General features: G+C 41.9%; 16 protein-coding genes. 13 read left to right on the plus strand and 3 right to left on the minus strand.

Annotation, left to right across the window (positions count from 1 at the left end; all coding sequences use genetic code 11):
• From gltB to AN944_RS08760, 7 genes are all read left to right on the plus strand, one after another.
• Nucleotides 1-3,368, plus strand: a 3,368-nt coding sequence (gene gltB / locus AN944_RS08730) for a glutamate synthase large subunit (RefSeq protein WP_055024227.1), incomplete at its 5' end; no start/stop codon positions are given.
• A 5-nt stretch (nucleotides 3,369-3,373) separates the two neighbouring features.
• A complete protein-coding gene (locus tag AN944_RS08735) occupies nucleotides 3,374-4,786 on the plus strand; it encodes an FAD-dependent oxidoreductase (protein WP_055024228.1) in 1,413 nt (470 codons plus the stop codon).
• A gap of 256 nt (nucleotides 4,787-5,042) precedes the next feature.
• On the plus strand, nucleotides 5,043-5,735 hold the full coding sequence (locus AN944_RS08740; protein ID WP_055024229.1) for a 5'-methylthioadenosine/adenosylhomocysteine nucleosidase: 693 nt from the start codon (nucleotides 5,043-5,045) through the stop codon (nucleotides 5,733-5,735).
• 44 nt (nucleotides 5,736-5,779) lie between these two features.
• Nucleotides 5,780-6,796, plus strand: coding sequence for a cobalamin biosynthesis protein (locus AN944_RS08745; RefSeq protein WP_055024230.1), 1,017 nt, complete (start codon nucleotides 5,780-5,782; stop codon nucleotides 6,794-6,796).
• A 68-nt stretch (nucleotides 6,797-6,864) separates the two neighbouring features.
• Nucleotides 6,865-7,287 carry a DUF2721 domain-containing protein gene (locus AN944_RS08750; RefSeq protein WP_055024231.1) on the plus strand — a complete coding sequence of 141 codons (423 nt, stop codon included), beginning with the start codon at nucleotides 6,865-6,867 and terminating at the stop codon, nucleotides 7,285-7,287.
• On the plus strand, nucleotides 7,280-7,912 hold the full coding sequence (locus AN944_RS08755) for a trimeric intracellular cation channel family protein (RefSeq protein ID WP_055024232.1): 633 nt from the start codon (nucleotides 7,280-7,282) through the stop codon (nucleotides 7,910-7,912). Before AN944_RS08750 ends, AN944_RS08755 begins: the two co-directional genes overlap by 8 nt.
• Before the next feature lie 42 nt (nucleotides 7,913-7,954).
• The gene (locus tag AN944_RS08760; RefSeq protein WP_055024361.1) at nucleotides 7,955-8,398 is read left to right on the plus strand and encodes a nuclear transport factor 2 family protein; all 444 of its coding nucleotides are present in this window, start codon (nucleotides 7,955-7,957) and stop codon (nucleotides 8,396-8,398) included.
• An 83-nt stretch (nucleotides 8,399-8,481) separates the two neighbouring features.
• On the opposite strand, the gene tyrS is transcribed toward AN944_RS08760, so the two are convergent.
• The gene (gene tyrS / locus AN944_RS08765) at nucleotides 8,482-9,678 is read right to left on the minus strand and encodes a tyrosine--tRNA ligase (RefSeq protein ID WP_055024233.1); all 1,197 of its coding nucleotides are present in this window, start codon (nucleotides 9,676-9,678) and stop codon (nucleotides 8,482-8,484) included.
• A 122-nt stretch (nucleotides 9,679-9,800) separates the two neighbouring features.
• On the opposite strand from tyrS, the gene AN944_RS08770 reads away from it, so the two are divergent.
• From AN944_RS08770 to AN944_RS08790, 5 genes are all read left to right on the plus strand, one after another.
• Nucleotides 9,801-11,327, plus strand: coding sequence for a peptidoglycan DD-metalloendopeptidase family protein (locus AN944_RS08770; protein ID WP_055024234.1), 1,527 nt, complete (start codon nucleotides 9,801-9,803; stop codon nucleotides 11,325-11,327).
• Nucleotides 11,328-11,448: 121 nt separating this feature from the next.
• Entirely contained in the window at nucleotides 11,449-12,624 is a 1,176-nt protein-coding gene (locus AN944_RS08775; RefSeq protein WP_082419965.1) for an anhydro-N-acetylmuramic acid kinase, read from the plus strand.
• 195 nt (nucleotides 12,625-12,819) lie between these two features.
• Nucleotides 12,820-13,521 carry an aquaporin Z gene (aqpZ, locus tag AN944_RS08780; protein ID WP_055024235.1) on the plus strand — a complete coding sequence of 234 codons (702 nt, stop codon included), beginning with the start codon at nucleotides 12,820-12,822 and terminating at the stop codon, nucleotides 13,519-13,521.
• A 135-nt stretch (nucleotides 13,522-13,656) separates the two neighbouring features.
• Nucleotides 13,657-14,043, plus strand: a complete 387-nt coding sequence (locus tag AN944_RS08785) for a DUF2750 domain-containing protein (RefSeq protein WP_055024236.1) — start codon at nucleotides 13,657-13,659, stop codon at nucleotides 14,041-14,043.
• 205 nt (nucleotides 14,044-14,248) lie between these two features.
• Nucleotides 14,249-14,761, plus strand: a complete 513-nt coding sequence (locus tag AN944_RS08790; protein WP_225442193.1) for a hypothetical protein — start codon at nucleotides 14,249-14,251, stop codon at nucleotides 14,759-14,761.
• 80 nt (nucleotides 14,762-14,841) lie between these two features.
• Here the strand turns inward: AN944_RS08790 and erpA are convergent, their stop codons facing one another.
• Entirely contained in the window at nucleotides 14,842-15,192 is a 351-nt protein-coding gene (gene erpA, locus AN944_RS08795) for an iron-sulfur cluster insertion protein ErpA (RefSeq protein WP_055024237.1), read from the minus strand.
• 79 nt (nucleotides 15,193-15,271) lie between these two features.
• Nucleotides 15,272-15,985 carry a DUF6776 family protein gene (locus AN944_RS08800; protein WP_055024238.1) on the minus strand — a complete coding sequence of 238 codons (714 nt, stop codon included), beginning with the start codon at nucleotides 15,983-15,985 and terminating at the stop codon, nucleotides 15,272-15,274.
• A gap of 67 nt (nucleotides 15,986-16,052) precedes the next feature.
• On the opposite strand from AN944_RS08800, the gene AN944_RS08805 reads away from it, so the two are divergent.
• A complete protein-coding gene (locus AN944_RS08805) occupies nucleotides 16,053-17,777 on the plus strand; it encodes a chloride channel protein (RefSeq protein WP_055024239.1) in 1,725 nt (574 codons plus the stop codon).
• The last annotated feature ends 84 nt before the right edge of the window (nucleotides 17,778-17,861 follow it).

Raw genomic sequence — 17,861 nt, forward strand, 5'->3', positions numbered from 1 at the left:
GCTATGTGATTACTAAAGACAGAATTCTAACCTTGGCATCAGAAGTCGGCATTTGGGATTACTCAGCTGATGAGGTTGTAGAAAAAGGTCGTGTTGGTCCAGGTGAACTATTAGTCCTAGATACGATGAACGGCCGTTTATATTCATCATTTGAAATTGATAATGATTTAAAACGTCGCCATCCATACAAAGAGTGGATGGCTAAAAATAGTCAAACACTTATCCCTGCAAATCAAATTGAAGCAGCTCAACAAGGTGCTAGTCAGTTTACACCTGAAGTATTGCTTCAATATCAAAAGCAGTTTGGATATAGCCGAGAAGAGCTCGAACAAGTCATTTGGATATTGGCATCAAAAGGCGAAGAAGCAACCGGTTCAATGGGTGACGATACCCCAATGGCTGTATTGTCTAAGAAGTCTCGTTCTTTATATGACTATTTCCGTCAAAAGTTTGCCCAGGTAACTAACCCACCAATCGATCCTCTACGTGAAAAACACGTAATGTCATTAACCACGTGTGTGGGGCGTGAGCAAAACCTATTTTGCGAGACTACAGGTGTTGCTTATCGAGTGATGTTTGACTCACCTGTGCTGCTATTTAGTGATTTCAACCAATTATTAGGCCTAGATAGTTCTTACTACCGAGCAAACACCGTTGATTTAAATTACGATGCACACGAAAGCTTACAGCAAGCCATTGAACGTGTAACAGATGATGCTGAGCGCTTGGCAAGAAGCGGAACAACGCTACTTATTTTATCTGACAGAGCCACTGCTAAAAATGTACAAGTCATTCCAGCAGCTATGGCTGTTGGCGCAGTGCAGCAACGCTTAGTTGATAAGAGCTTACGCTGCGATACTAACATCATTGTTGAAACGGCTTCGGCTCGTGACCCACATCATTTTGCTGTGTTACTTGGTTTTGGTGCGACCGCTATTTACCCATATCTAGCATATGAATCTATTTCAGCGATGGCGAAAAAGAACCAAGTTGAAGATGATAGTTTATTGATGCTGAACTTCCGCCAAGGCATCGAAAAAGGCCTTCGTAAGATTATGTCCAAAATGGGCATCAGTACTGTAGGTTCTTACCGTTGCAGCCAACAATTCGAAGCTATTGGTTTGTCATCTGAAGTGATTGAATTATGTTTCAAAGGTGTCATAAGCCGTATCGAAGGGGCAAGCTTTGAGCATTTAGCTGCAGATCAAAAAGCACTTCATAAAGCGGCCTATCGTGCCCATGTGCCATTACCACAAGGTGGCTTACTGAAATATGTTGAGGGCGGCGAGTACCATAGCTTTAACCCTGATGTGGTTAATACACTTCAACAAAGCTTAAAAGATAAAGATTATCCAAAATATAAGAAGTTTGCAGCGCTCGTTGATGATCGACCAATCGCGACATTAAGAGATCTAATTGGTGTTAAAGGTGACAAAGCTGCAATCGATGCTGCAAGCGTTGAAGGTGCTGAGCACTTATTCCCGCGCTTTGATAGTGCTGCAATGAGTATTGGTGCATTAAGTCCTGAAGCGCATGAAGCACTAGCTGTAGCTATGAACCGTCTAGGAGGACGCTCTAACTCTGGTGAAGGTGGAGAAGATCCTAGTCGTTTTAATAGCGAACGTAATTCAGCAATCAAACAAATTGCATCCGGTCGTTTTGGTGTGACAGCTCATTACTTAGTGAATGCTGATGTATTGCAAATTAAAGTTGCACAAGGCGCTAAACCAGGTGAAGGTGGACAACTTCCTGGTCATAAAGTCAGTGTAGAAATCGCTGGTCTGCGCCATGCAAGACCAGGGGTTACGTTGATTTCACCGCCTCCACACCATGATATTTACTCAATTGAAGATTTAGCCCAGCTTATTTTCGATTTAAAGCAAATCAATCCAAGAGCATTAGTTTCAGTCAAGCTCGTTTCAGAGCCGGGTGTAGGCACAATTGCGACGGGTGTAGCTAAAGCTTACGCTGACATGATTACCATCTCTGGTTATGACGGTGGTACTGGTGCTAGTCCAATTACGTCTGTTAAGTATGCAGGTTCTCCTTGGGAATTAGGCTTAGCAGAAGTACATCAAGCACTTGTTGAAAACGGATTGCGCCACAAGATCCGCCTGCAAGTTGATGGCGGCTTAAAAACAGGTATGGACATCATCAAGGCTGCGTTATTAGGTGCTGAAAGCTTTGGTTTTGGTACAGTGCCAATGATTGCGCTTGGGTGTAAGTATTTACGAATTTGTCATTTAAATAACTGTGCAACAGGTGTGGCAACACAGGATAAAAACCTACGTGACAACCATTATCACGGGTTACCTGAGCGAGTAATGACGTATTTCGAGTTTGTTGCTGAAGAGGTTCGTGAATGGATGGCAAAACTTGGTGTTGCCAAGTTTGAAGATCTCGTCGGTCGAACCGACTGGTTATATGCCCTTGAAGGTCAAACAGCCAAGCAACTAGGATTAGATTTAGCCCCTATTCTTTATCAACCTAAAGTCCCAGCTGGCACCGATATTACTTGGAAAGAGCTTAATCCACCGGATGACAAAGGTGACTTAAATCTACAAATTGTTGCCGATAGCAGTCAAGCGGTACTTGAAGGCTCAAGTTTCACTAAACAGTACAATATTAATAATACCGATCGTTCAGTAGGCGCCTCATTATCAGGCTTTATTGCAACGAACATTGGCCTTAAGGGCGCTAAAGCTCCGTTATCACTGCAGTTTAACGGTAGTGCGGGTCAGAGTTTTGGCGTATGGAATAGCCCAGGACTGAATCTCACATTGATTGGTGATGCCAACGACTATGTCGGTAAAGGTATGTCAGGTGGTGAAATTATTATTCATCCACCAGTGGGTAGCCCATTTGAAAGTGAAGAAAGTGCCATTATGGGTAACACCTGTTTGTATGGTGCAACAGGCGGACGTGTTTATGCAGCTGGTCAAGCAGGTGAACGTTTCGCTGTTCGTAACTCTGGCGCTATCGCGGTAGTTGAAGGCGTGGGTGACAACGGCTGTGAATACATGACTGGCGGTATTGTAGTGGTATTAGGTCAAACTGGGGTTAACTTTGGTGCCGGTATGACTGGCGGTTTTGCCTATATATTTGACCGTTTCAATCACTTTAGTCGTCGCGTTAATAACGAACTCGTCGATACTCAAAAATTAGAATCGTCAATCCAGCAGCAACACTTAAAAGAACTGATTGAAGCCCATGTCGCTGCAACAGGAAGTGAACATGCCAAGATGATCTTAAGTGATTTCGAAAACTGGTTAGACTGTTTTGTTTTAGTTAAGCCTAAGAATATTGCCGTTGCCGACTTGCTGAAAATAGAGCAAAAGAGCCCGGAACTAGCTGTTAAGGCGGGGTAATTTAGATGAGTAATGATTTTCAATTTATTGAGGTAGATCGTAAAGATCCCACTAAACACTCTGCAGCAGAGCGTTCGACACAGTTTATCGAAATTTATCAGCCTTTTTCTCAGCCCCAAGTGGCAGAGCAAGCTGATCGCTGTTTAGATTGTGGTAACCCATATTGTGAATGGAAGTGCCCTCTTCACAATTATATTCCTAATTGGCTTAAGTTAGCTGAACAAGGGCGTATCCTTGAAGCGGCAGACTTAGTCCACGAAACCAATACGCTACCAGAAATTTGTGGTCGAGTGTGTCCGCAAGACCGCCTATGTGAAGGTGCTTGTACCCTTAACGATGACTTTGGTGCTGTCACTATTGGTAATGTTGAAAAGTACATTACTGATACCGCAATTAGCCAAGGATGGCGACCAGATATGAGCAAGGTTACTCCACGTAAAGAACGTGTAGCAATCATTGGCGCTGGTCCTGCTGGTTTAGGTTGTGCAGATATTTTAAGTCGAAATGGTGTTAAAGCTGTTGTATACGATAAATATCCACAAATTGGTGGCTTGCTTACCTACGGTATTCCAGCCTTTAAATTAGATAAAGATGTCATGCAGACTCGCCGAAGTGTTCTTGAAGGAATGGGAATCGAGTTCAAGATGGGCGTTACTGTAGGAAAAGACATCCCATTCCAAACCCTATTAGATGAATACGATGCAGTATTCTTAGGTATGGGCACATATACGGCAATGAAAGCACGTCTTCCGGGAGAAGACAGTGAAGGTGTGATCCAAGCCTTACCGTATCTTATTGGCAACACCCATGAGTTAATGGGAACCCAATGCACAGAAAATCCATATCAAAGCCTTGAAGGCAAGAATGTGGTTGTACTAGGTGGTGGTGACACTGCCATGGATTGTGTCCGCACAGCCGTTCGCCAAGGCGCTAAAAACGTCACTTGTGCATACCGTCGTGATGAAGCCAATATGCCAGGTTCACGCCGTGAAGTACAAAATGCTCGTGAAGAAGGGGTAAACTTCTTATTTAATCGCCAACCTGTCGCGATTAAAGAGCAAAATGGTGTTGTAACTGGAATTGAGTGTGTCGAAACCCAAATGGGCGCTGCAGATGAATCTGGACGTCAAAAAGCTGAAATCATTCCAGGTAGTGAACAAGTACTGGAAGCTGATGCCATTATTATTGCGTTTGGCTTCCAAGCAAGCCCTGCCCCTTGGTTTAAAGACTACGGTATTGAAACCAATGAATGGGGATTAGTGAAAGCGAGTAAGTTTGATGATAATCCGTTCCAAACCACAAACCCGAAAGTCTTTGCCGGTGGTGATATGGTTCGAGGTTCAGATCTTGTGGTAACAGCCATTGCTGAAGGTCGTGATGCGGCCCAAGGAATACTTAACGCTTTTGAAGATGCTTAAACAAAAACACATCATGTTTTAATGTGTTAATCCACCTCAAACACACTAAAAAGCGCATTGAAAAATGCGCTTTTTTATTAGAAATAATTTACCTATATCACTTCTGCAAATTTCATTTATGCTATATTAGCCCCCATTAAGTTCCGCTTAACCTTGTTCGAACCATTGACGGTCTTCCTTAGCAAATTTAAGCCTTTTATCCTTTTGCCAATTCTCATTTAACATTGGCCTAATTACACATACTGAGAGTTTAATTATGAAAATCGCTATTATCGGCGCCATGGAACCAGAAGTTGCTCATTTAATTGAGACAATGACAGATCCAGTTCACTCAACTGTTGCTGGAATCGAATTTGTTGAAGGTCAATTATCGGGACAAAACGTCGTCGTTACTCGTTCAGGCATCGGTAAAGTGGCTGCCAGTATTGCTACGACACTAGTGATTAATAACTTTAAGGTTGATGCCGTTATCAATACAGGCTCAGCAGGTGGTTTTGTCGACAGCTTAAATATTGGCGATATTGTCATTTCATCAGAAGTTCGTCATCACGATGTAGACGTTACCGCATTTGGATACGAAATTGGCCAAATGGCCTCTCAACCAGCCGCTTTCATTCCTGATGAAAAGTTAGTTAATGCCGCTAAATCTGCAATTTCATCCCTAGGTGAAGCACAAGTGATTGAAGGGTTAATTGCGACTGGTGACAGCTTTATTTGCGATCCTGAACGCACTAAAGTCATGTTAAACAATTTCCCGACAATGGCAGCATGTGAAATGGAAGCGGCGGCGATTGCACAGGTTTGTCATCAATTTAACGTGCCATTTGTCGTGATTCGTTCATTATCAGACAATGCAAATAATGACTCACCTGTTGATTTTGACTCTTATATTGTTAAAGCAGGCCATTACTCAGCGCTAATGGTTATCGCATTATTAAAACAACTATAATTGTCTTGTAGCAATTCATTGTTAGCATATCTGGGTGAAGATGAATGTTTGATAGCATAATCACTGATAACACGTTTTATGAACAACTGCTTCGCTCAGATGGCAACTTACTAAAAAGCTGCTTGGTGCTCTTTATGGCGCTGCTCATTTCAAGAGTTGCGCCTTTATCTCGCCACCTACATCCTATTGTGTGGTTTCATCAATTTGCTTTACTGCTCAGTAAAAAAGTAAACCATCCGCAGCGTTCAGCTCAGCAGCAATTAATTGCTGGAATAATGGCTACCACGCTATTAGTTATACCAATTTGGTTTATTATTTACTTTATTCTTTCTTTAGCTGCTTACCCTTGGTTTTTTGACTTTCTCGTGCTGTATTTCTGTATCAGTGACGCTGGATTTAAGCCCGTTGCAAAAGATGTCATTAGCGCACTAGAGCACGGACAAAAAGGCTTAGCTAAAACTTACCTTTCCCCTTGGTTGATGCAAAATACAGCCAGTTTATCTGAAATGGGGATATGTAAAGCCACAATAGAACGGTTGCTGATAAGCCCAAGTTACGGCACTGTCGCAACAATTTTGTTCTATGCGTTAGGTGGTACTCCGTTAGTATTGTTACTGCATTTATTCAAACAACTTGAACACTGTTGGCCTAATTACGTTCCGCAGTACCGTTACTTTGGTGCAGCAATATACTGGATTAACCGTATCGCATTTGCTGTTCCTCAGTGGTTATGGAACCTAACATTAGTCCTTCAGGGCGGCCTTAGTAATCTTGGCGCGATGTTTAAAAAATCAAAGAACATTCAAGGCGTGTATGGCGCTTCTAGCTTGTATCTTGGCGCAAAGATCCTGCAAATTGAACTTGGTGGCCCCCAAAAGATGACGATAGGAAATACTGAATATCGTGTCAGTATTACTAAGATTAACCCATCAAGAGTGCCTACCATTGCAGATGTCCGTAATGCAATTAGCTTAACGACTTGGGCTGTCACTTTTTGGTTATCTTTTACCATCGCTATTCCTATTTTATGGACCGCATTAAGGTGGGTTCAATCAATGTAATTTTTAGCGAAAAAGCGTTATCATATCGGACTTAGACGTGCGTTAGCACTATTTAGAGGCAAACCTTTTTGTTAGATAACATCCAAATTTCGTTAACAACACCCGGCTTATTATTTCCTGCAATTTCATTATTGTTGTTAGCCTATACCAACCGTTTTTTTTCACTTGCTGCACTGATCCGCAGCCTGAGTGCCTCAGGCAAGCCTGTTGATAATGAGCAAATTAAAAATTTACGCCAACGCATCAGTATCATTAGACGCATGCAAGAAGCGGGTGTTGTAAGTTTTGCTATCTGTGTGATCAGCATGATTTTCATTTATTTAGGTTTCTTCCATACAGGCTCTATTGTTTTTGGCGTTAGCTTATTGTTTTTGCTTTATTCTTTAATCTTATCGGTTATCGAAATCCGCATATCCGTAGATGCATTGAATATCCATATTGAAGAATTTAGCCAAAAGCAACGTGCAAGTTCAGAGCAAAACCATGATTAACATAGAGTGGATATACCTATTCGACTTATGTGGAACTGCTGTTTTCGCCCTGTCTGGTGCTCTTGCTGCGGGTAAACACCGTATGGATCCTTTTGGCGTTATTGTTCTCGCATCTGTTACCGCTGTTGGTGGAGGTAGCATTCGAGATGCGATAACAGGCTCAACACCGGTTTTTTGGATTACTGATTCTAATTACATCATTGTTATTCTTGCGACAGTACTTGCATGTTTTATTTTCGTTAGAAAGCCCCATAAGCTCCCTACTCTTACTTTACCTGTCGCTGATGCACTTGGATTAGCACTGTTTACCGTTATCGGTGCAGAGAAAGCCTTAATGCTCGGATTATCCGGTATGTCTGCAGTAATAATGGGATTAATTACAGGCGTTGGCGGCGGTATAATTCGTGATTTATTATGTCGCCAAGTCCCTATGGTTTTAAGAACTGAAATCTATGCGACAGCATCAATTGTAGGCGGGATTTGTTATACCTTGAGTATTGAAGTCGGAATGGATAGCATTGACGCATTATTTTTTGCAATGTTTAGCACCTTAATTATTCGCCTAAGTGCTATTCGCTGGCATTTGTCTTTACCTGCATTTGATTTAAAAAGTAAGAGGCCCTGAGTGCGATTAATTGGTTTACTATGTAGTGCGTATCTTTTTTTGATGAGCTTTTCATCACAAGCCGCTGTCGGCGAGATGCCAAAAGTACAACAATTAGCAGTGCAATATATTCAAGCATTAACCGATCATGACTATCGTCAGTTAAGGCGTTTTTATAATCGTGATAGTGTATTTTACGATAAAACGGCTAACGTCACTTACACTGGCGGTCGACATATCATTGAGTTTTTAGAGCGTGCTCACGAAGGTGTATTAGAGTATCGTTTCAATATCGAGCATATGTTCAATACTGGCTCGTTGGTTGTCCTAATTGGTAATTATCATTTACGTGGTCCAGGTGATCAATTTGGCAAACCAGGTAAAATAATTGAAATAGCAGTGCCCGGAGTTACCACGCTTAAATTTGATTTGAATACTGAAAGAATGACAGAACAAGTTGATTTAATGGACTACCAAACGATGTCTGATCAATTACAATCACAGTAGCCAAAGGGTTTATTGGCAGCAAGACATAAAAAAACGACTCATTTGAGTCGTTTTTTAGTTTAACGTTTCTCGTTTAGTTCAAATTAAACCAGAGTCACTTTAGCAAATTTACGCTTACCAACTTGGAACACAGCGCTCACGCCCGCCTCAAAGACTTGACGAGTATCAGTCAGCTTTTCACCATCCATTTTCACAGCGCCTTGCTTAACCATGCGCATACCATCAGACGTAGAACCTACTAAACCTGCATTTTTAAGTAAGTTAGCAATCGCTAAGCCTTCACCAGCTTCAAGGTCTAGCTCATCAATATCTTCCGGCATCGCGCCTTTTTGGAAACGGTTGATGAACTCTTGATGTGCTGCATCAGCTTGTGCTTGGTCATGAAACCTTGCAATGATTTCTTTTGCTAAAGCAATCTTCACATCACGCGGGTTCTGACCATTGGTAACATCTTCTTTAAACTGAGCAATTTCTTGTAATGGGCGGAATGAAAGCAGCTCGAAATAGCTCCACATTAAATCATCTGAAATAGACATGATTTTGCCAAACATTTCATTCGCAGGCTCACTCACACCAATATAGTTATGAGCAGACTTAGACATTTTCTTAACGCCATCAAGTCCAACTAATAGCGGCATCATAATGACTGATTGCGGCTTTTGCCCTTCCGCTTTTTGTAGCTCACGGCCCATTAATAAGTTGAATTTTTGATCGGTACCACCCAATTCTACATCTGCCTTTAATGCGACAGAGTCGTAACCTTGTAGTAAAGGATACATAAACTCGTGAATAGCAATTGACTGGCCCGCTGCATAACGCTTTTTAAAATCATCACGTTCCATCATACGTGCAACGGTTTGCTTAGAACCTAGACGGATCATACCAGCAGCACCTAATGGCTCTAACCAACTTGAGTTAAACTCAATGCGAGTTTTGGCTGGGTCAAGGATTTTGAAAACTTGCTCTTTGTAAGTCTCAGCATTTGCAAGTACATCTTCACGAGTTAACGGAGGACGAGTATTATTCTTACCACTTGGGTCACCTACCATTCCGGTGAAGTCACCAATCAAGAAAATAACCTCATGACCTAGCTCTTGAAAAGCACGTAACTTATTCAAAATAACAGTGTGGCCTAGGTGAATATCTGGAGCGGTAGGATCTGCACCTAGCTTAATTCTTAAAGGACGCCCTTCTTTAAGTTTTTCTAGCAGCTCAGACTCGACTAATATTTCGTCGGTACCACGTTTAAGTTCTGCTAACACTTGGTCTAAATCAGCCATTTCGGCACCTACTCCTGCAGCTTTAAAAAAATAAGAGGCCTATGTTACTTGTTAGCCACATTAATTGAAAGTGTGTACACTAAGGGGATTACAACGAAAAAGAGAAATTGGTACTCAGGTCAATGGCAAAGTTAATCACTTTATTCAAATTACTGCCAAAAGCGCATCAAATTGCACTCAGTTTATTAGTAATTTTCACGATGATTATCGTGCTATTCCCCTCTGATGATGTCCAAGCGTCAAAACAAGTCACTTCTGGTAGTGTTGATATCTCTGCTCGCATTAATGCACAACACACTAATCAAGATAATACTCAGTCATCATCACCAAATAAACAGTCTGAATATTCTGTGCCACTTGCATTTAGAACGCCCACTCCGCCAGGCCAATCTCGTCAATCCACTACGCCTGAAATGACACGACAAGAGACGGATACCTTAACGCCATCTAAAGACAGTAATCCTATTGCTAACCTTGACCCATTAGCGGTTTCGGATAATACCCTACTATCAACCCCAAAAGACCAAGAAAACGCAGTCCCGTACCTAGAAGCTGACTTACTGTCCCATAAAAGCTATAAAGTGGCCAAAGGAGATACCTTTGGCGGACTGGCAAACCGAGCAGGATTAACACCACGAGATGTTTATCAAATCACTCGCTTGCCAAAGTCCAAGAAAAATTTATTAAAAATTATGCCCGGTGAAGAGCTCACTGTGACAAAGGATGCTCAGGGCGAAGTGACGCAACTGAGTTATCAGATGGATAAGATTTCCACCCTGGTGATAACGAAGAACCAAGATAAATTCGAAGAAAAGGTAACGGTTAAAACCATCACCTTAGAAACTAAATTTATCACAGCCAATATAAGCAGTAACTTTTGGAATGCTGCCGCCACTGCTGGATTATCAGCAAATCACATTATGCAACTGGCAAACATTTTTGGTTGGGATATCGATTTTGCCCTGGATATCCGTAAGGACGATCATTTTGCGCTGATGTTTGAAGAAGAATACGTTGATGGTCAATTTATCGGCACAGGGAATATTCTTGCTGCTGAGTTTTACAACCAAGGCGAACGATATACCGCAGTTAGATACACTGACGGAGAATATTATTCAGAATCAGGTGATAGCATGCGTAAAGCATTCTTACGCTCTCCAGTTGATTTTAAGTACGTCAGCTCTAATTTTAACCCACGCCGACTACACCCTGTGACAGGGCAAGTGAAAGCGCACCGAGGTGTCGACTATGTTGCCGCTATTGGTACGCCAATTAAAGCTGCAGGTCGTGGTAAAGTGGTTGAGGCTAGCTACAACAAATACAACGGTAATTATGTTTTCATTAAGCATAACGATACTTACACAACCAAATATTTGCACTTAACCAAAAGAAAAGTAAAACGTGGCGATACCGTAAAACAAGGTCAAATTATTGGTACCTTAGGTAAAACGGGCCGTGTGACTGGCGCACACTTGCATTATGAATTTATCGTTAATGGTGTGCACCGTAATCCCCGCACAATAAAGCTGCCAAAATCACAGCCTATTGATAAAAAAGAGAAGTCACAGTTTGATGCGTTAAGTAAGCAATTAATGGCTAAAATCGAGCAAAACAAGCAATTGCATTACGCCAGTAACTCGACAAACTAGCATTCAATGCGCAGCCTTGAATCCACCTCTTATCGTAATACTAGAAGTTAATATTTACGGCGAGTATTTACCATGAGTATTGGCTGCCTTTTTTATGACTACAAAGATAATGAGCATTACCATGAATGCAACGAACGCTATATCTCAGAAACAAACTCACACAACTCAAACTGACGGCAACAACAAGCAGTCGTCAGGTTACTTCATAGGGTTAATGTCTGGCACTAGCATGGATGGCATTGATGCTGTATTGGTTGACTTCTCAAATAATCAAATCGAGCTAATAGCAACTCATACCCTTGAAATTCCTGCTCATATATTAAATAACCTACATCGTTTATGCTCCCCAAATTCTGATGAAATTAATATTATGGGAAGAACAGATCGCGCAATGGGACTGTTATTTGCCCAAGCAGTTAATGAGCTAGTCGACCGTGCGGGAATTGATAAGTCAGCAGTTACTGCCATTGGCAGTCACGGGCAAACAATTCGGCATATGCCTAATTTAGAGCAAGGCTTTACGCTGCAAATTGGCGATCCTGAAACCATCGCCGTTGAAACCGATATTAATGTTATTGCAGATTTTCGTCGTAAAGATATTGCTTTAGGTGGACAAGGCGCACCGCTTGTTCCAGCATTTCATCATGCCAGCTTTGCTCAGAAAGATTGTCACCGCTTTATTCTCAATATTGGAGGCATAGCGAACATTACTTACCTCAATGGAGACAGTGAAGCAGTCATTGGGTTTGACACAGGCCCAGGTAATACTTTGATGGATGCGTATATTAATCAAGAGTTACAACGCCCTTTTGATGAATCAGGACAATGGGCAGCCTCTGGTAACACCGACCCAGCGTTTCTAAAGCAACTTTTATCTCACCCCTACTTCGCATTGGATTACCCTAAAAGTACGGGCCGAGAGTTATTTAACCAGGCGTGGCTTGAACAGCAATTGGCTAACTTCTCTCATCTGCAACCTGCTGATATTCAGTCCACGTTACTTGACTTAACCTGTTACTCTATTGCTAACGACATTCAGGCCATTGCTAAAAATGGAGAAGTGTTTGTCTGCGGTGGTGGCGCTTTAAATTCAGAGTTAATGAAGCGACTTAAGCAATTACTGCCTCAATTGTCACTTTCTACCACCAGCGACATTGGTATCGACCCTAAATGGGTTGAAGGAATCGCTTTTGCATGGCTTGCAATGCGCCATGTATTAGGCAAAACAGGGAACTTACCCGCAGTGACAGGGGCCAAACGGGCCGCTATTTTAGGTAATTTTTACAGCGCTTATTAACCATTACCTTCACTCAATAACATGATGCAGCGACGAATGAAAATACATCGCTGCAGCCTTCCCATTTGCATCACTCAAGCTCCCATCAATTTATCAATGATGTTCAATTGAATTTATAAAGGTTTACTGCTTAACTCTTTGTGGACGTAAATTGTGTTTTAAACAGCAGTATTCAATTTTTATAAGGACATTTAAATGAGTATTCAGCAAAAAATGTTAGCAGAGTTCATTGGTACTTTGTGGCTCGTATTAGGAGGTTGTGGTAGTGCCGTTATCGCTGCGGCATTTCCGGATGTCGGCATTGGGTTATTAGGTGTTGCCTTAGCATTTGGGTTAACCGTTCTTACGATGGCCTTTGCAATTGGTCATATTTCAGGGTGCCACTTAAACCCAGCTGTATCTTTTGGATTATGGGCTGGCGGTCGTTTCCCGACTGCGGAACTAGCGCCATATATCCTTGCCCAAGTCGCGGGGGGGATTGCAGGTGCAGGGGTGTTGTTTTTAATCGCGAGTGGTCAAGATGGTTTTAGTCTTGCAGGTGGGTTTGCATCAAATGGATTTGGCGAACATTCACCAGGCGGTTATAGCATGACATCCGTGCTGATCACAGAAGTGGTCATGACCTTATTCTTTTTATTAATCATACTTGGCGCGACAGACGCACGTGCTCCAGCTGGCTTTGCTCCCATTGCCATAGGTTTAGGCTTAACTTTAATCCATTTAATCAGTATTCCTGTTTCTAACACATCTGTAAATCCAGCTAGAAGTACTGGTCCTGCGCTTTTTGTTGGAGACTGGGCATTGTCGCAGTTATGGTTATTCTGGGTTGCGCCAATCGCTGGGGCGATTCTCGCAGGTATGATCTTCCGCTTTTTTGAGCAACCCGCCGAGCATTAATATATTGAGTGAGACTATATCTATCAAAGAGCACCGAGTGTGCTCTTTTCTTTTTCAATTTAGCAGTCAATGTTATCATGACTCAATTGCGTTACTGTACGCCACATTTGCGACACCTTGTTATGAGAGCCAACCATGAGCAGCAAAATGAAATCAATTGCCGACCAACTTAATATGACCCCTGAAGCACGCTATGACTATTTAGTTGAGCAAGTTAAACAAGAACAACAAATCTGGAGCCTGCAAGATCAAGATGGCTGTGTCATGCTAACAACAGAAGATGAAGATTGTATCCCGATGTGGCCATCTGAAGAAGCGGCAAAACTTTGGGCTGTTGAAGAGTGGAAAGATTGTGAACCACTATCAATTCCATTAAGTGAATTCCAACAACGTTGGGTGTCTGGTATGGAAGAAGATGACCTATTTGTTGCCGTTTTCCCCGTTCAAGAAGATCTGGGTGTTGTTATCCCACCTTATGAACTTGACCAACGTTTAACGCCAAAGAAGCAAGCTAAACATTAATCGAGTTTTATCATTTACGCTGTAGCTGGCTAAATGCTCAATCAGTGCACTTATAATGAGTACTTATAATGAGCATTTATGAAGCGTGCTTAATAAGCTTAGTTTTTAATGCCCTCAGCCGTTGCAGCGCAAATGATGAAGTAAAACAAGGCGTAACTGTCAAAGTAATAAACAAAAGAATAATAAACAATAAAGTTAAGGCGTTATGACTGATAATAAAAACAACCCTCAACAAGAAACTGAACTTAACACTGACAACCGTACGTCTGATCAACTTTCAGAAGTGACAGACAGCGCACCAGCACCTCAAGAGCAAGACAAACCTCTCTTTCCTAAGCGACTCATCGCGTTAATGTGTGTGTATGTTATTACCTCTGTCAGCGGTTTGATGGCTCAACAAGGGGTTTTATTATGCATATTGACCTTGATGATGGTGCTAGGTGTTGCTGGTAGACAAAAAGCTGCACTTTATATGCTGCGAGCCTATGCCATATTACAACTCGCGTTATACAGCGCTTTACCAGCCATCATGTATGATCCCGATAATATCGTTGCAGGCCCCACGACTGTTGATTTTGGATTTATGCAAATGGTGTTATCTGACTGGGTCATCTTTACAGTTTTAATCGTACTTGCATTAATACAGGTATGGATAAGTTTTGATAAAGCAGTTTTAAAGTGGTTCAAACCTAGAATGAACTTTAATATTATCAGCTAATAACAGCTAAACCCTGCCATTCAGATATGAAAAAAGCCGTCTTTAGACGGCTTTTTTATGACTTGTAAACTGTTAAAAGCTTAAACCGAGAAGCTCGCACCACAACCACAGGTGGTTGTTGCATTAGGATTTTTAACAAAAAAGCGTGAACCCTCAAGGCCAGAAGTGTAATCAACTTCGCCCCCAACCAAGTATTGAAGACTCATAGGGTCGACAACCAGTTGAACTCCTTGCTTTTCAATCGTGAAGTCACCTTCGTTCACTTTTTCATCGAAAGTAAAACCGTATTGAAAACCTGAACAACCGCCACCTGTTACATATACACGAAGCTTTAATTCAGGGTTCTGCTCTTCTTCTAACAGTCCCTTCACTTTCGTTGCCGCAGCGTCTGTAAATTGAATTGGCATTGCTGCATCTGTTTGTTCAGTCATTACTACCTCTTACTTCAGTTTCAGGTCGGAATTATCTATTACCTGACTAATTTGTTCAAGTATTACTCTTAGTTCTTTTTTAGCTTTCTAGTAACTCTGCGATCTCAAACGTTTGCTCAATACGTCCCCCTTTCACACCTCGGGTTGCATTGACTTGAACGACAGCTTTAATTCTCTGTAAATCAAACCCTTGAGGTAAGCTAATCTCTGCATCAAACATTTGGAAGTAACGAAAACCAAAATTAAACTTTTCAATGTCGAGATCATTTAATGAAATTTCAATTTGTTCATTATCTTGAACGCCAACAAGAACCACATCAGCCACACCCTTCACGCTATTTTTACGTTTTTGTAGCTGAGTTAAAATCAAGCGTAATTGATAACGGTTTGGCAATAAACCTTTAGAAAGTTCAAGACCATGAATGGCAATGCCATCGACTTCTTTCTCCGGCGACATCAAGCTGCGATAAAATGCCAACTCTTGCTCTAGGTTTTTCTGTTTCTGAATTTGTTTACTGAACATTTGCTTCATATTTGCATTGGCTTCTTTTTCAATCGCTAATGCCATTTCAAGGCGAGAAACCACATGGGATTGACGTTTAAGTTCAGTATTTAGGCTAGTGATTTCTGCCGATGTTTGCTCTGGTTCCACCACCTCAGCAATAAACACCGTGTGGCTTAACACACCAATAAGAAAGCTCACGGCAATGAGTGCAGTTAGATATAAGCCAGACGAGCGAAATTTACGTTCTTGAACTTGCAAGCGGTCAAGCAAGCGATGATAATTTAGCATTAGGTAACAAGCCCTTAATAAAATACAATGACAACAATTCGCCCTTAAATGGATCTTAGGCAATACAGTGCAAATTAAGATAAATAAAGCCGCTATTATTCACGCCAAAGCTGCGACACGCAAATATCTTCGTAATGATTTGAGAGATAAGCTTTCTCAAGCGAAGATTAGTGCGCAACTTTGCGTCATAGCACTGCTATTTGCCATTATTGCATCTGGGGTCATAATCCTATTTCGGCTTGCGCTGGGTTGGGCTCAAGAACATACCATTCCAGAAGCAACAGATTTTTCAAGCGCTGTAAGTGATTGGCGAACTTATTTGCCTATTGTTGGTGCCTTACTCATATGGATTGTGGCAGGCATTGGTTCAAAGCGGTACCGTCGAATGGGCATTGCTTATGTACTGCATCGTTTCAAGCTACATTATGGCAAAGTGCCGCTTCAATCGGCTCCTGGCCAGTTTTTTCAAGCGCTCATTGCTTTAATCGCCAACTTCTCAGTGGGTAAAGAAGGCCCAGCGATTCACCTAGGAGCGACCAGCGCGAGTTACCTTGCTGAAAAATTCAAGCTTCCTGATAACAGTGTACGCATTATGTGCGCTAGCGGCATTGCTGCTGGTATCGCCGCCATTTTCAACGCTCCACTGGCTGCCGTGTTATTTGTATTTGAAGTCATAGTCCGTGAATACAAAATCCATTATTTTTTCCCCATTATGCTATCAGCAATTTGCGGAGCACTTTCAAGCCAACTGGTGTTTGGTAACATCCACGAATACGATCTCATTACGGTGACTCGTATCCCGCTTGATCATTACCCCATCCTAGCGCTTGGGGGCATCGTACTTGGCTGCGCAGCCGCAGGGTTTAATCATTCATTATTAAAGATGACGGCAATTGGCCAACATTGGCCACTTATTTATCGCTTAATGATAGCAGCAAGTGTCACAACGCTTATTGGACTGTTCTTGCCTCAAGCGTTAGGCTCTGGTGATTTAGCGATTCAGGCAACCATTATTGATAATCCGAGTTTACTGTTTTTACTCGCACTATTAGTGGGTAAAATTATTGCCACTATTGCAGCAATAGGCTTTGGTATTCCAGGTGGTTTAATCGGCCCGCTTTACGGGATTGGCGCGCTTATTGGGGCAATACTCGCACTAGTAAGTGCGATATTTTTTCCATCTATTGCACCATATGTGGGCCTATATACCGTCATTGGCATGACTGCCATGATGGGCGTATGTCTCAGTGCGCCTTTAGCAGCTTTAGTTGCACTATTAGAATTGACCAACGACGCCTCAATCATCCTTCCTGCAATGTTTGTGACCATTCCTGCATTTTTGATTGCCTATCAGGGCTTTAATACCAGCTCAGTCTTTTTAAAACAGCTGGATATTATGGGGCTTGGATATAAAGTCCCACCGGTGAATCAAGGATTACAGAAAAAAGGCGTGCGTGCTTTAATGGATAGACGTTTTGTTATCGTCAATGATAATGACGATCTATTGCTAGAAGTCATGAAACGGGCAGAAGGCAGACCGGTATTAGTCAGAAATGCAGAATCTCAAATTCAAATGTTGAGCCTTGAAATGCAATCCTTTGAAGATTCAACCACCTTGTCACGCCATGTTATGCAAGGATTTCCAGATACTGCCACTCTCAATGAAGTATATGAGTTGCTGTCGATTAAGCGTCGTGGCGAAGTGTATATTTACCGAGACAATAATCAGCATATTGTGGGGGTTATTAGCTGGGCAAACCTATGGCAAGAAATCCGCTCAGGTCAGGTGTAATCAGTATATCAAAACACTGAATTGCTCTTAGTTCATCGTCATTACCTATTGTTCTCGTATCGCTAATCTGTGTTATGTCTAAAA

This window comes from Shewanella sp. P1-14-1 (assembly GCF_001401775.1).
In the GTDB taxonomy this organism is placed as follows: Bacteria; Pseudomonadota; Gammaproteobacteria; order Enterobacterales; family Shewanellaceae; genus Shewanella; species Shewanella japonica.

Bases quoted from the DNA above. Each gene is read 5' to 3' on its own strand.
- AN944_RS08745 (WP_055024230.1), top strand. From the start codon at position 5,780: ATGTTTGATAGCATAATCACTGATAACACGTTTTATGAACAACTGCTT.
- AN944_RS08790 (WP_225442193.1), top strand. From the start codon at position 14,249: ATGACTGATAATAAAAACAACCCTCAACAAGAAACTGAACTTAACACT.
- AN944_RS08755 (WP_055024232.1), top strand. From the start codon at position 7,280: ATGATTAACATAGAGTGGATATACCTATTCGACTTATGTGGAACTGCT.
- AN944_RS08735 (WP_055024228.1), top strand. From the start codon at position 3,374: ATGAGTAATGATTTTCAATTTATTGAGGTAGATCGTAAAGATCCCACT.
- AN944_RS08785 (WP_055024236.1), top strand. From the start codon at position 13,657: ATGAGCAGCAAAATGAAATCAATTGCCGACCAACTTAATATGACCCCT.
- tyrS (WP_055024233.1), bottom strand. From the start codon at position 9,678: ATGGCTGATTTAGACCAAGTGTTAGCAGAACTTAAACGTGGTACCGAC.
- AN944_RS08760 (WP_055024361.1), top strand. From the start codon at position 7,955: ATGAGCTTTTCATCACAAGCCGCTGTCGGCGAGATGCCAAAAGTACAA.
- AN944_RS08770 (WP_055024234.1), top strand. From the start codon at position 9,801: ATGGCAAAGTTAATCACTTTATTCAAATTACTGCCAAAAGCGCATCAA.
- AN944_RS08775 (WP_082419965.1), top strand. From the start codon at position 11,449: ATGAATGCAACGAACGCTATATCTCAGAAACAAACTCACACAACTCAA.
- aqpZ (WP_055024235.1), top strand. From the start codon at position 12,820: ATGAGTATTCAGCAAAAAATGTTAGCAGAGTTCATTGGTACTTTGTGG.
- AN944_RS08800 (WP_055024238.1), bottom strand. From the start codon at position 15,985: ATGCTAAATTATCATCGCTTGCTTGACCGCTTGCAAGTTCAAGAACGT.
- erpA (WP_055024237.1), bottom strand. From the start codon at position 15,192: ATGACTGAACAAACAGATGCAGCAATGCCAATTCAATTTACAGACGCT.
- AN944_RS08740 (WP_055024229.1), top strand. From the start codon at position 5,043: ATGAAAATCGCTATTATCGGCGCCATGGAACCAGAAGTTGCTCATTTA.